The organism is Yinghuangia soli, assembly GCF_021502675.1.
Taxonomy (GTDB): domain Bacteria; phylum Actinomycetota; class Actinomycetes; order Streptomycetales; family Streptomycetaceae; genus Yinghuangia; species Yinghuangia soli.
This window is the reverse complement of the sequence record NZ_JAKFHA010000017.1, coordinates 1-13,531: the sequence shown is the minus strand read 5'-3', so window position 1 is coordinate 13,531 and position 13,531 is coordinate 1. Positions and strand designations below refer to the sequence as shown.

Here is a 13,531-nt window from a genome sequence, read left to right as displayed (position 1 = left end):
AGTCTCGCGGCCCGCGGTGGGGGCGCTGCGGCGGGGGCGCCGGGGTACAGGGGGGGGCGGGCCGAGCAGCGCGGCGGCTTGTGCCCGGGTCGTCCGACGGGAGCACGGGCGGGACCGCCACAATGGGCGGATGGAATCCCTGGCAGACCCGTACGCCCCGTTCTCCGACCCGGCGCTGTCCACCGCGCGCCGAGACGTCGTGCTGCTCGGCTCGACGGGCTCCATCGGCACCCAGACCATCGACGTGGTCAAGGCCAACCCGGACCTGTTCCGGGTCGTCGGCCTGTCCGCGGGCGGCGGCCGCGTCGACCTGCTCGCCGCGCAGGCGCTCGAACTCGGGGTCGAGGTCGTCGCGGTCGCGCAGGCCACCGCCGCCCAGGACCTGCAGCTCGCCTTCTACGCCGAGGCCAAGCGCCGGGGATACGCCACCGGCGACTACAAGGTGCCGCGCATCCTCGCCGGCCCGGACGCCGCCACCGAGCTGGCCGCGTACCCGTGCGACGTGGTCGTCAACGGCATCACCGGCTCGATCGGCCTCGCCCCGACGCTCGCCGCGCTCAAGGCCGGCACCACCCTCGCGCTGGCCAACAAGGAGTCGCTGATCGTCGGTGGCCCGCTGGTCAAGGCCATCGCCAAGCCCGGCCAGATCGTGCCGGTCGACTCCGAGCACTCCGCGCTGTTCCAGTGCCTGCGCGGCGGCCGCTACGACCAGGTCCGGCGCCTCGTCGTCACGGCCAGCGGCGGCCCCTTCCGCGGCCGCACGCGCGAGGAGCTGACCGAGGTCACCCCCGCGCAGGCGATGGCCCACCCCACGTGGGATATGGGCCCGGTGATCACCATCAACTCGGCGACCCTGGTCAACAAGGGCCTGGAGGTCATCGAGGCGCACCTGCTCTACGACATCCCGTTCGACCGCATCGACGTCGTCGTGCACCCGCAGTCGATCGTGCACTCGATGGTCGAGTTCGTGGACGGCTCCACGCTCGCCCAGGCCAGCCCGCCCGACATGCGCCTGCCCATCGCGCTCGGCATCGGCTGGCCCGACCGGGTGCCGGACGCCGCCCCCGGGATGGACTGGACCAAGGCGCAGAGCTGGGAGTTCTACCCGCTCGACAACGAGGCTTTCCCGGCCGTACGCCTGGCCTGCGAGGCCGGCGCGACCGGCGGCACCGCGCCCGCGGTCTTCAACGCGGCCAACGAAGAATGCGTGGACGCCTTCGTGGCCGGGAACCTGCCCTTCCTCGGAATCGTCGACACAGTGGCACAGGTGCTCGGCGAACACGATGTTCGAGGAGCGGGTGGCCAAGGCCTCACACTTGAGGACGTCCTCGAAGCCGAACTGTGGGCCCGCCACCGAGCCCGTGAGCTTGTCGCCGACGCGCTGGGAGCAACCCGATGACGATGTTCATGACCGTGCTGGGCATCGTCGTGTTCGTGATCGGGCTCTTGTTCTCGATCGCCTGGCACGAGGCCGGCCACCTGGCCATGGGCAAGCTCTTCGGGGTCCGCGTCCCGCAGTACATGGTCGGCTTCGGCAAGACCCTGTGGTCCAAGAAGATCGGCGAGACCGAGTACGGCCTCAAGGCCATCCCGGCCGGCGGCTACTGCCGCCTCATCGGGATGTTCCCGCCGGACAAGGACGGCAAGCTCAAGGCCAAGAGCACCTCGCCGTGGCGCAGCATGATCGAGGAGGCCCGCGAGGCGTCCTACGAAGAGGTCGGCCCCGGCGACGAGACGCGGCTGTTCTACACCCGCAAGCCGTGGCAGAAGTTCCTCATCATGCTGGCCGGCCCGGCGATGAACCTGGTCCTGGGCGTGGCGATCCTGGCCGGCGTGTGGATGACGTACGGCGTCAGCGAGACCACCACCCAGGTCAGCTCGGTCAGCGACTGCGTGCTCGCGGCGGACAGCAAGCGCACCGAGTGCGCCGACGGCGACCCGAAGGCCCCCGCCGCGGCCGCCGGGCTCAAGGCCGGCGACCGCATCGTCGAGTTCAACGGCGTGCCGGTGACCTCGTACAAGCAACTCCAGCCGATGATCCGCAAGAGCAGCGGCCAGATCACGATGGTCGTCGAGCGGGACGGGCAGCGCGTCACGCTGACCCCGACCGTGGCGCAGAACAAGATGATCAAGCTGGACGGCGACGGCCGCCCGGTCAAGGGCGAGTACGTCACCAGCGGCTTCCTCGGCTTCACCCCGCGCAGCGAGATGCAGGCGCTCGACGTGCCCGGCGTCGCCGACGAGCTGGTCTTCTACATGGACAAGTCCATCGAAGGCCTGATGCGCATCCCGCAGAAGGTCCCGGCGCTCTTCGGCGCGGCCTTCCAGGGCGACGAGCGCGACCAGGACTCCCCGGTCGGCATGGTCGGCGCGGCCCGCATCGGCGGCGAGGTCATGGCCGCGGACGTGCCCGTCGAGCACCGGCTGGTGTTCTTCATCCAGTTGCTCGCGATGGTGAACATCGGCCTGTTCCTGTTCAACATGCTGCCGCTGCTCCCGCTCGACGGCGGGCACATGGTGGGTGCGATCTGGGAATCGGTCCGGCGCCGTATCGCCCGGCTCTTCAAGCGCCCCGACCCCGGGCCGTTCGACGTGGCCAAGCTCATGCCGGTCGCGTACGCGGTCGCCGTGGTCTTCATCGGCTTCACCGTGCTCGTGCTCATCGCCGACGTGGTCAACCCGGTCAAGGTCACCTAGGCCCGCGCGGATGCCCCGGGAACCGATCGGATTCGGACAACCAACTCGACTGTTTTCCGCGGCATCCGCAGGATTGTCGGAACGCTCTGTGCCGGTCCTGCAACAGAATCGCTCGCTACCGGGCACGTTTACACGGCCAGCCGGTACGTGCCGTAGCGTTGGTGATCGGCTTTCCCGCCATTCCTTGCCCCACCGGCGGGGAAGCCGACGCATCTTTTGTCCGACCGACACGGGACTGAATCAGCTATGACCGCGATCACCCTCGGAATGCCGTCCGTACCGAACCGGCCGATCGCTCCGCGCCGCAAGTCGCGGCAGATCATGGTCGGCAACGTGCCGGTGGGCGGCGACGCCCCGGTCTCGGTGCAGTCGATGACCACCACGCTGACCTCGGATGTCAACGCCACGCTTCAGCAGATCGCCGAGCTGACCGCGTCGGGCTGCCAGATCGTGCGCGTCGCGGTGCCGTCCCAGGACGACGCCGATGCCCTCCCGCAGATCGCCAGGAAGTCGCAGATCCCGGTGATCGCGGACATCCACTTCCAGCCCAAGTACGTCTTCGCCGCGATCGACGCCGGCTGCGCCGCGGTCCGGGTCAACCCCGGCAACATCAAGGCGTTCGACGACAAGGTCGGCGAGATCGCCAAGGCCGCCGCGGCCGCGGGCACCCCGATCCGGATCGGCGTCAACGCCGGCTCGCTGGACAAGCGCCTGCTCGCCAAGCACGGCAAGGCCACCCCCGAGGCGCTGGTGGAGTCCGCGCTGTGGGAGTGCTCGCTGTTCGAGGAGCACGACTTCCGGGACATCAAGATCAGCGTCAAGCACAACGACCCGGTCGTGATGATCGAGGCGTACCGGCTGCTCGCCGAGCGCTGCGACTACCCGCTGCACCTCGGTGTCACCGAGGCCGGTCCGGCGTTCCAGGGCACCATCAAGTCGGCGGTCGCCTTCGGTGCGCTGCTCTCGCAGGGCATCGGCGACACCATCCGCGTCTCCCTCTCGGCCCCGCCGGTCGAGGAGATCAAGGTCGGCAACCAGATCCTCGAGTCGCTCGGCCTGCGCCAGCGCGGCCTGGAGATCGTCTCCTGCCCGTCCTGCGGCCGCGCCCAGGTCGACGTCTACAAGCTGGCCGAGCAGGTCACCGCGGGCCTGGACGGCCTCAAGGTGCCGCTGCGCGTCGCGGTCATGGGCTGCGTCGTGAACGGCCCCGGCGAGGCCCGCGAGGCCGACCTCGGCGTCGCGTCCGGCAACGGCAAGGGCCAGATCTTCGTCAAGGGCGAGATCATCAAGACCGTCAAGGAATCCCAGATCGTCGAGACGCTCATCGAGGAAGCACTCATCCTCGCCGAGCAGATGCAGAAGGACGGCATCATCTCCGGCGACCCCGTCGTCGACGCGATCGCCTGACCTCCGCCGGGGCGCACCGCCCGGCACGCTCCTCGGCCCCGCCCGGATCCGTCCGGCCGGGGCCGCGGCATGTCCGCACGGCCGCTGCCGCGCCGCTGTTGGGCCGCCGCCCGCCCTCGGGGGCCGCCTGCGGATCCGCCTTCCGGTGCCACCCGATCGGGGGTTTTCCGGTCCCGCGCGGGTGACAGTGCGTTAGATCCCTTTCACCCGAGGTCATCGGTACCGATCATCGGCCTGAGGGCGACGCGCTACCCGCGTCGGCGCGAGTCGTCGGGAGGGGCGCTGCTGTGCGACGCATGATCAACCGGGGAGCGGCGGCCGGTGCCGCACTCGTGGCCGTGGTGGCCGCCCTCGCCGCGGCCGGGCCTGCCGTCAGCGCCCAGGACGCCCCGCCGCCGCGCGTCTCGCCCGGCATCGCCTGGGGCGCCTGCCCGCCGGACCTGTCCCGCGCGATGCGCTGCGGCACCCTCGACGTACCGGTCGACCACGCCGCACCCGGCGGCCCGACCACCACCCTCGGCGTCTCGCTTGCGCAGGCCACCGGCACCAAGCGCGGCACCATCCTGGTCAACCCGGGCGGACCCGGCGGACAAGGCATGTGGCTGGCCGGCGCCGTCCACCGCGCACTGCCCGCCGACCTGCGCGCCGCCTACGACGTCGTCGGCGTCGACCCGCGCGGCAACGGCCACAGCTCGCCGATCCAATGCGTCGACACCGCGACGTTCGACAAGGCCCCCAAGCCCGACCCCGTGCCGCGCACCGCAGCCGACAAGCAGGCCCTCGTCGCCCGCGCCAAGGCATACGCCGACGGCTGCGCGACCCGGGCCGGCGCGCTCCTGCCGCACCTGAGCACGGTCGACAACGCGCACGACCTCGACCGGGTCCGGGCCGCGCTCGGCGAGCCGAAGATCAGCTACATCGGCTGGTCGTACGGCACTTACCTCGGCGCGGTCTACGGCCACCTGTTCCCGCAGCGGGTCGACCGCATGATCCTCGACAGCATCGTCGACCCCCGCCCCGAAGGCATCTGGTACGGCGTCAACCTCGGCCAGGACGTCGCCTTCCAGGCCCGCTGGCGCGACTTCACCGGCTGGGCCGCCCGGCACGACGACACCCTGCGGCTGGGGCCGGCCGGCCGCGACGTCGACGCATCGCTGAGCCGCGTGCTCGCCGGGGTGCGCGGCGCACCGGCCGGCGGACTGGTCGGGCCCGCCGAGGTGTACGACCTGGCCAGCGGGGCCATGTACGACAACGACCGCTGGCCCGGGCTGGCCCGCGCGATGCGGGACTACCTGGCCGGCAACCCGGCCCCGCTCGTCGCGCTCTACGAACCGCCCGACCCGGACAAGGCGAACGCCACCGCGATCTACACCGCGGTCGAATGCGCCGACGGCCCGTGGCCGCGCGACTGGGCGGTCTGGGACCGGGACGCCGACGCCCTGCACCGCACCGCACCGATCCTCACCTGGCCCAACACGTGGCTGAACGCCCCCTGCGCGTTCTGGCCCCTCGCCCCGCGCGAGCCGGTCCGCGTCGACGGCCGCGGACTGCCCGGCGTGCTCCTGATCCAGGCCACCCGCGACGCCGCCACCCCGATGGTCGGCGGCACCGCGATGCGGCAGGCGCTGCCCACCTCGCGCCTGGTGACCGTGGTCGGCGAGGGCGACCACGGCGTCCTGGTCTTCAACCCGAACAAGTGCGCCGACAAGTACGCGCACGCCTACTTGCGCGACGGCACCTTGCCGTCCGGCGACCGGGCCTGCGAAGGCGGCGACGAACCGGAGCCGGACGCGCGGACCAAGGGGAGGGGCTAATGACCGCACCGGACTTCGCCACCACCAGGACGCCGCGGCGCAGCCGGGGCCGGAGACGCGGCAAGGGCCTGAGGCGCGGCCTCGTGGCCGGGGCCGCGTTCCTCCTCGTCGCCTCGCTCACCGCGGCCGCGGACCCCGAAGGCCCCGACACCGCCCCCGAAGCGCCGCCCGCACCCGGCGTCACCTGGGGGAGCTGCCCGTCCGGCACGCCGCGTGCGGAGCGCTGCGGGACCGTCCGGGCACCGCTCGACCACGCCCGCCCCGACGACCCCCGCACGGTCCGCATCGGCGTCTCGCGGTCCGCCGCGACCGGCCGGGCCTCGGAACGCCAGGGCATCCTCGTCTTCAACTTCGGCGGACCCGGCGCGGCCGCCGTCGGATCCGCGAACGCCTTCGCCCGCGCACTGCCCGAGTCGGTGCGCCGCGCGTACGACGTCATCGGCTTCGACCTGCGCGGCCGCGCCACCAGCAGCCGCCTGGACTGCCTCGACTTCGCCACCTACTCCCGCGCCCCCAAGCCGGACACCGCCCTCACCACACCCGAGGGCCAGCACGCGATCACCGCGGACGCCCGCGTCTTCGCGGAAGGCTGCGAAGCCGATTCCCCCGAACTGCTGCCGCACCTCACCACCCGTCAGATCGCCGGAGACCTCGACCTCGTACGGGCGGCCTTCGGCGAGGAGAAGCTCAACTACCTCGGCTACTCCTTCGGGTCGTACCTGGGCGCGGTCTACGGCCAACTGCACCCCGACCGGGTGCGCCGCATGCTCCTCGACAGCCTCGTCGACCCGACCGAGGTCTGGTACCGGATGGGCATGGCCCAGGCGAAGGCCTTCTGGCTGCGGCAGCACGACTGGGCCGACTGGACCGCCCAGCACGACGCCCAGTACCGCCTGGGCCGCACGCGTACCGCCGTACTGGCCTCCTGGGACCGGGCCCGCGAGTCGCTGGCCGCCAAGCCCGGCGCGGGCGTCTTCGGCGGCACCGAGTTCGACCAGCTGACCATCGCCAACCTCTACTCCGACCGGCAGTGGCCCAAGCTGTCGGCCGCGCTGTCCGCCTACGCCGCCCGCGGCGACGCGGCGGCCCTGCGCGACCTCAAGGGCCCGGCCACCGCCGACGACGAGAACTTCGAGTCGGTCTTCCAGGCCGTCACCTGCGCCGACGCCCCGGCCCCCGCCGACCCCGCGGTCTTCGCGGCCGACACCGTGCGCCTCAAGGCCGAGTACGGTTACCTGGGCTCCACCATCGCGGCCGCCGGAGCGTGCCTCTACCTGCAGAGCAACACCGCGCCGCCGATCGCCCTCGACGGCGCCGGGCTGCCGCCGGTCATGCTGATCCAGGGCACCCGCGACCCGGCCACCCCGTACATCGGCGCCGCCCGGATGCGCGCCGCGCTGCCGTCCGCCCGCATGCTGACCGTCGAGGGCAGCGGCAACCACGGCCAGTTCGTCGGCGGCGGGGACTGCGTGGACGACGCCGGCGCCGCGTACCTCGTGCGCGGCACGCTGCCCGCGCACGACTGGGCCTGCCCCGCGCTGCCGCCGCCGAAGCCCGACAGCAGGACCGGAGGCCCGCAGGAACGCCGGTTCGTCGGAGTCCGTACTCTGGTGGGGTGATCCGCCGGATGGCAGGGTGAGGCCTGTGCTCAGCTCGGTTTCCTCCAAAGTCCTCGACGGCACCGACCTGCCCTCGGTCCTCGAGCTGCTGGACCGCGACCCGGTGGCCAATGTCTTCGTGGCGTCCCGCGTGCACCTCGCGGGCGCCGACCCGTGGCGCCTCGGCGGCGAACTCTGGGGCTACTTCGAGAGCGGCCGCCTGGAATCGCTCTGCTACGCGGGCGCCAACCTGGTGCCCGTCGAAGCCGGCCCCGAGGCCATAAGGTCCTTCGCCGACCGGGCCCGCCGCCAAGGCCGCCGCTGCTCCTCGATCGTCGGCCCCGCGGACGCCGCCGCGAACCTGTGGGGCCTGCTCGAACCCGCCTGGGGGCCGGCCCGCGACGTACGCCCCAGCCAGCCCCTCATGGTCGCCGCCCGCCCGTCCTCGGCGGTGGCCGCCGACCCGCTCGTGCGCCGGGTCCGGCGCGACGAGATCGACATCGTCATGCCGGCCTGCGTCGCGATGTTCACCGAGGAGGTCGGGGTCAGCCCGCTGGTCGGCGACGGCGGCGCGCTCTACCGCGCCCGGGTCGCCGAACTGGTCAACTCCGGCCGCGCCTTCGCCCGCATCGAGGACGGCCGGGTGGTCTTCAAGGCGGAGATCGGCGCGGTCACCCCGCGCGCCTGCCAGATCCAGGGCGTCTGGGTGGCCCCGGACCGGCGCGGCGAGGGCCTGTCCGAGACCGGCATGGCCGCGGTGCTCGGCTACGCGCTGCGCGAGGTCGCCCCGGTCGCCAGCCTCTACGTCAACAGCTACAACCTGCCCGCCCGTGCCGCGTACCGGAGAGTCGGCTTCGCCGAGACGGGCGCGTTCATGAGCGTACTTTTCTGACCGCGCGGTAGCGTTCCCGGCCATGGAATGGACGTGTCGGCTGATCGACCTCGCCGCATACACCGCCGAGACGGTCGAGGTGCAGGCCCGGGCGTTCGGGCTCACCGACGACGAGATGGCGGTACGCCGCCGCATAGTGCAGCGGCATGCGGAGTTCCCCGGATCGCGCGCCCTCGGCGCCTTCGCGCCCGACGGCCGCCTGGTCGGCTTCGGGTACGGCTACCCGAACCTCAAGGACCAGTGGTGGAGCCTGGTCATCGAGCCCTACCTGGCCCGCACCGGGCACGCCGACTGGCTCGACGACGCCTTCGTGGTGGGCGAATTGCACGTGCTGCCCGAGTGGCAGGGCAAGGGCGTGGGACGCACGCTGCTGAGCCTGCTGTGCCAGGGGCAGGAACGCACCCGGATCCTGCTGTCCGCGGTCGACGACGACACCCCCGCGCGCCGCCTCTACTACGGGGTCGGCTTCACCGACCTGGCCACCCCGGTGCTGTTCCCCGGCAACGCGCGGCCCTACTGCGTCATGGGCGCGGAACTCCCGCTGCTGGTCGACTGACCACCGGTCCGGCGGCCTGCGTCAGGCCAGCCACTCCGCGACCGACAGCAGGTCCTCCCCGGCCGGATCGTCCACCGACACGCACCACAGCCCCAGCGCGAGCGCCTGCACCAGCGCCCAGCCGCGCACCCGCTCGGAGTCCAGCTCCAACGCGTTCGCCAGCCAGGTGACGCGGCGCCGCACGACCGCCGCCGGGCGCGTCTCGGCGACCACCGTGGCCAGCCGGTCGCGGACCAACGCCCCCAGGTCGAAGGCCTGTTCGCCGAGCATCGGCCGCGGGTCGATGGCCAGCCACTTGGACCGCTCCGCGGCCAGGACGTTCCCGTGGTGGCAATCGGTGTGCAGCACCACGACCTGCGGCTGCGACGCCGCCAACTCCTGGCACAGGCCGACCGCTTCGTCCAGCAGCGCCTTGGGGCACGGGCCGTCCAGTTCGGCGAACCGGCGCGGCATCGACTCGGCCCAGTACCCGGCCCGGTCCGCGACCAGGTCTATCGCGCAGTCGTCGGGCGGGGCGATCCACAGGTGCCGCAGCACCTCGACGGCTTCGAGCATCGCCCGGTCCTCGGGCAGCGAACGCAGCGACACGTCCGGCTTGAGCCGCTCCAGCAGCAGGGCGCCGCGCTCCGCGTCGGCGTCGATGAGGCGCACCGCGCCCCGGCCCGCCCATATCGCGAGCGCATCCGCCTCGTGCGCGGTGTAGCGGTCCACGAAGCCGAGCTTGAGCGTCGCGGGCGTGCCGTCCGCGCGGCGGACCAGCAGCGTCAGGCTCAGCGCGCCGCCCGGCAGCACCGCCCGCTCGGGGGTCAGCTCCCAGCGCGCCAGGAACTCCTCGGCGGTCTGCGGCAGTGCGTCCAGCCACGGGCGGGCGTCCTCGCCGCACCAGCGCAGCGCGGTGCGCACGAGCCGGTCCGGAACCTCCACAGGTGTCGTCATGAGGGCTGCCCCGAACTACCGGCCGGCGCACCGGTTCCGGTGGCGGCCGGCGCGGCGCGCTCCGGGAGACCGGGGAACGCGACCGTCGAACCACGCCACGCGACCCCGGCAAACGCCGTGTCCTGCAGCCACCTCGCCGCCGCAATACGCCCGTCGCCGCTCGCCGCCGCGACCAGGTCGGCCAGATGGGCCGCCACGCCGTCCTCCAGATGCACCGCCAGCCGGGCCGCGTCGGCCGCCGACTCGACCGGGAACGGCAGCGTGTACGCCGGCGCCGAGGCCTGCGGCCGCCCGCCCTCCTTGACGATCAGCGCCTCCACCTCGTCGCGCCGCGCACGATGCGCGTCGTAGGAGGTACGCGCCTTCTGCTGCGCCGCACCGGCCGACTTCGCCCCGACCACGCCGAACCCGTACACGGCCGCATGCTCGGCGCCGAGCACCGCCTGGAGCGCCTTCAGCAGCGCGCTCTCCGCGGCGGAGGGCGCGGCGGGCGTGGGTGTCGTCACGACGAACTCCCGGAAGGGTGCGCGGGAACAGCGGGGACAGCGGGGGGAGCGGGGGGAGCGGGGGGAGCGAAGAGTGGGTTCATGCGGCGGTGCTCAGCTGCCGGACGTGCACGGACTGGGCGGCCGCCACCGAAGCCAGCAGCCGGGCCAGGTCGGGGCCGGCCGCGGGCAGGTCCACCAGGCGTCCGTCCACGCCCTGTTGCTCGCGGCGAGCCAGGTCGGCGAGCGCACCGGGCGCGTCGGCGGGCACCGGCTCGGCCGGCGGAGCGCCGGGTGCGGGTGTGGGGCGCGTACCCCCGAACGCCGCAAGATGCAGCGCGATCTCGTCCGCGTACGGGCGCAGCCCGCCGGCCAGCGCAGGGTGCGCGGCGAACACCGCGTCGTACCGGTCCAGCAAGGCGGCAGCGGAGTCCTGGGCGCGCCCGCGGATCTCGTCCTCCGCCTTGCGCTGCGCCGGAGTCCGGCCGGAACTGTCGTCCGAGGTACAGGCCGTCGCGCCCAGGCCCAGGGCGGCGAACGCGCCCAGCCCGGCCAGGACGGTCCTGCGCGTCGGCCCCGCGTCGCGCATTGCTTCGACTCCCGCTGATCGTGTCCGCCCGTGGACCCGCGGCAGGAGCGGGTCCTGTCGGACGCTACCGCATCGCCGAGCACAGGGCCGGGCGGCTGACCGCGCGTGCGCGCGAACTGTTGCGGACCGGATACTGTTGTCACCTCAGCGGCCGCCGGAACAGGTCGGCCCGCCCGCAGATACGCGACAACAGCACACGCAGCCGAGGAGTCATCCGGATGAGCACCACCCAGAGGGACCGGCTGCGGGAGTTGCTGGAACCCGTCGCCTCGGGCGCAGGAGTGGATCTCGAGGACGTCTCGGTCAGCCCCGCGGGCAAGCGCCGCGTGCTGCGCGTCGTGCTGGACGCGGACGGCGGCGTGGACCTCGACGCGGTCGCGGCGGTCAGCCGCAGCGTCTCCGAGGCCCTGGACGGCTCGGACGTCATGGGCAACATGGCGTACACCCTCGAGGTCACCACCGCAGGCGTGGACCGGCCGCTCACCGCGGAGCGCCACTGGCGCCGCGCGACCGGGCGCCTGGTCGAGGTGCAGTTGGCCGTGGGCGGCAAGGTGACCGGCCGGGTCGCCGGTGCGGACGCCGACGGCGCGGACCTGGATGTGGACGGCACCGCCCGGCGGGTGGCCTACGACGAGGTCGCCAAGGCCGTGGTGCAAGTGGAGTTCAACCGCAAGAACGCGGATCCCGCGGACGACGAGGCCGAGGACGTCGACGACACAGACGACACCGTCGGCGCGGACGACGACATGGACGAGGAGGCGTAGGACGTGGACATCGACATGAGCGCCCTGCGCGGGCTCGAGCGCGAGAAGGAAATCAAGTTCGACCGCCTGGTCGAGGCGATCGAGTCGGCACTGCTCACGGCGTACCACCACACGCCGGGCAGCCAGCCGCGGGCCCGGGTGGAGCTCGACAAGGCCACCGGCCACGTGACGGTCTGGGCGACCGAGACCGACGACTCGGGCGCCAAGGTGCGCGAGTACGACGACACCCCGCACGACTTCGGGCGCATCGCGGCGACCACCGCCAAACAGGTGATTCTGCAGCGCCTGCGGGACGCCGAGGAGGAGGTCACCTTCGGCGAGTACGCCGGCCGCGAGGGCGACATCGTCTCGGGCGTCGTGCAGCAGGGCAAGGACCCCCGCAACGTCATGGTCGACCTCGGCAAGGTCGAGGCGATCCTGCCGCACGCCGAGCAGGTCCCGGGCGAGCGCTACGAGCACGGCCTGCGCCTGCGCGCATACGTCGTGACCGTCCGGCGCGGCCCCAAGGGCCCGTCGATCGGCCTCTCGCGCACCCACCCCAACCTGGTGCGCAAGCTCTTCGCGCTGGAGGTCCCGGAGATCGCCGACGGCTCCGTCGAGATCGCCGCGATCGCCCGCGAGGCCGGGCACCGCACCAAGATGGCGGTGCACTCGACGCGCCCCGGGCTCAACGCCAAGGGCGCGTGCATCGGCCCGATGGGCGCCCGGGTGCGCGCGGTCATGGCCGAACTGCACGGCGAGAAGATCGACATCGTGGACTGGTCGGACGACCCGGCCGCGATGGTCGCCAACGCGCTGTCCCCCGCACGGGTGAGTCATGTGGAGATCGTGGACCTCGCGGCCCGCTCCGCCCGGGTCACCGTGCCGGACTACCAGCTGTCGCTGGCGATCGGCAAGGAAGGCCAGAATGCCCGGCTCGCGGCCCGGCTGACCGGGTGGCGGATCGACATCCGCCCGGACACCGAGGGCGGCTCCGGCAGCGGCGGGGGCGGAACGCCCGAGCCGCGTGCGGGCGGGGAGCGGTAGACTTAATCGATGTCTGGTCGGACGCGGGGTCAAGCATGCCCTCCTTCACATAAGCAACAGGCACCGCCGGTGACGGCGGGACCGGTGCGCACATGTGTCGGATGCAGGGCCCGCGCCGCCAAGGCCGACCTGGTGCGGATCGTGGCAGTCGAGGGCGTATGCGTCCCCGACCCGCGCGGCACCCTGACCGGGCGTGGTGCGCATGTGCACCCTGACCCGGACTGTCTTGCCCTCGCGGAACGCCGTAAGGCATTCCCGCGGGCGTTGCGCGTGACGGGGCCACTGGAAATGGACCGTGTGCGCGCGTTGGTGGTCCCGGAAGTACGGGACCAAGGATCGGAACAGCAGTACCTCGCGAGTTGGAAGTAGGTCGAGATTGCGATGAGCACTCGATGAGTACGCGATGAGTACGTACATGCGGTAGCGACGGTCCGGCGGACGACCACCCCGGACCAGAAGGAGCGACGTGGCAAAGGTCCGGGTATACGAGCTCGCGAAAGAGTTCGGAGTCGAGAGCAAGGTCGTCATGGCCAAGCTCACAGAACTCGGTGAGTTCGTCCGTTCGGCGTCCTCGACGATCGAGGCGCCGGTCGTACGCAAGTTGACTGACGCATTCAAGAAGGACGGCGGACCCTCCGCACGTCCCGCAGCGCGCAAGCCCGCCGCCCCCGCGGCGCCGGCTGCGACGCCCGGCGCGGCTCCGGCCGGCGCCCCCTCCACCGCCGCTCGTCCGGGCCCGCGCCCGGCCGGCGGTACTCCCACGCCCG

The 13,531-nt window shown here is 72.7% G+C and carries 14 protein-coding genes; 11 read left to right on the top strand and 3 right to left on the bottom strand.

Annotated features, from left to right (window positions below):
- Positions 1–130 precede the first annotated feature (130 nt).
- From dxr to LZ495_RS25395, 7 genes are all read left to right on the top strand, one after another.
- The gene (dxr, locus tag LZ495_RS25425) at positions 131–1,399 is read left to right on the top strand and encodes a 1-deoxy-D-xylulose-5-phosphate reductoisomerase (protein ID WP_235055208.1); all 1,269 of its coding nucleotides are present in this window, start codon (positions 131–133) and stop codon (positions 1,397–1,399) included.
- Positions 1,396–2,697, top strand: a complete 1,302-nt coding sequence (locus tag LZ495_RS25420) for a M50 family metallopeptidase (protein ID WP_235055207.1) — start codon at positions 1,396–1,398, stop codon at positions 2,695–2,697. The genes dxr and LZ495_RS25420 overlap by 4 nt, the downstream gene beginning before the upstream one ends.
- A 246-nt stretch (positions 2,698–2,943) precedes the next feature.
- Positions 2,944–4,104 (top strand): flavodoxin-dependent (E)-4-hydroxy-3-methylbut-2-enyl-diphosphate synthase, encoded by a 1,161-nt coding sequence (ispG, locus tag LZ495_RS25415; RefSeq protein ID WP_235055206.1) that lies wholly within the window; start codon positions 2,944–2,946, stop codon positions 4,102–4,104.
- Positions 4,105–4,400: 296 nt separating this feature from the next.
- The gene (locus tag LZ495_RS25410; RefSeq protein WP_235055205.1) at positions 4,401–5,918 is read left to right on the top strand and encodes an alpha/beta hydrolase; all 1,518 of its coding nucleotides are present in this window, start codon (positions 4,401–4,403) and stop codon (positions 5,916–5,918) included.
- A complete protein-coding gene (locus LZ495_RS25405) occupies positions 5,918–7,537 on the top strand; it encodes an alpha/beta hydrolase (RefSeq protein WP_235055204.1) in 1,620 nt (539 codons plus the stop codon). Before LZ495_RS25410 ends, LZ495_RS25405 begins: the two co-directional genes overlap by 1 nt.
- 67 nt (positions 7,538–7,604) lie before the next feature.
- Positions 7,605–8,408, top strand: coding sequence for a GNAT family N-acetyltransferase (locus tag LZ495_RS25400; RefSeq protein WP_268823361.1), 804 nt, complete (start codon positions 7,605–7,607; stop codon positions 8,406–8,408).
- Between the two features lie 22 nt (positions 8,409–8,430).
- Complete coding sequence (locus LZ495_RS25395; protein ID WP_235055202.1) at positions 8,431–8,964, top strand: GNAT family N-acetyltransferase; 534 nt, start codon at positions 8,431–8,433, stop codon at positions 8,962–8,964.
- A 21-nt stretch (positions 8,965–8,985) separates the two neighbouring features.
- On the opposite strand, the gene LZ495_RS25390 is transcribed toward LZ495_RS25395, so the two are convergent.
- The 3 genes from LZ495_RS25390 to LZ495_RS25380 form a co-directional block, all read right to left on the bottom strand.
- The gene (locus tag LZ495_RS25390; RefSeq protein WP_235055201.1) at positions 8,986–9,900 is read right to left on the bottom strand and encodes an aminoglycoside phosphotransferase family protein; all 915 of its coding nucleotides are present in this window, start codon (positions 9,898–9,900) and stop codon (positions 8,986–8,988) included.
- A complete protein-coding gene (locus tag LZ495_RS25385) occupies positions 9,897–10,406 on the bottom strand; it encodes a ferritin-like domain-containing protein (protein WP_235055200.1) in 510 nt (169 codons plus the stop codon). The genes LZ495_RS25390 and LZ495_RS25385 overlap by 4 nt, the downstream gene beginning before the upstream one ends.
- Positions 10,407–10,485: 79 nt before the next feature.
- Positions 10,486–10,974, bottom strand: coding sequence for a hypothetical protein (locus LZ495_RS25380; protein WP_235055199.1), 489 nt, complete (start codon positions 10,972–10,974; stop codon positions 10,486–10,488).
- 218 nt (positions 10,975–11,192) lie between these two features.
- On the opposite strand from LZ495_RS25380, the gene rimP reads away from it, so the two are divergent.
- The 4 genes from rimP to LZ495_RS25360 form a co-directional block, all read left to right on the top strand.
- The gene (gene rimP, locus LZ495_RS25375; protein ID WP_235055198.1) at positions 11,193–11,738 is read left to right on the top strand and encodes a ribosome maturation factor RimP; all 546 of its coding nucleotides are present in this window, start codon (positions 11,193–11,195) and stop codon (positions 11,736–11,738) included.
- Between the two features lie 3 nt (positions 11,739–11,741).
- Positions 11,742–12,764, top strand: coding sequence for a transcription termination factor NusA (gene nusA / locus LZ495_RS25370; protein WP_235055197.1), 1,023 nt, complete (start codon positions 11,742–11,744; stop codon positions 12,762–12,764).
- A gap of 9 nt (positions 12,765–12,773) precedes the next feature.
- Positions 12,774–13,133, top strand: coding sequence for a YlxR family protein (locus tag LZ495_RS25365; RefSeq protein WP_235055196.1), 360 nt, complete (start codon positions 12,774–12,776; stop codon positions 13,131–13,133).
- Between the two features lie 97 nt (positions 13,134–13,230).
- The coding region (locus tag LZ495_RS25360; RefSeq protein ID WP_235055195.1) for a translation initiation factor IF-2 N-terminal domain-containing protein at positions 13,231–13,531 on the top strand (301 nt) is incomplete at its 3' end.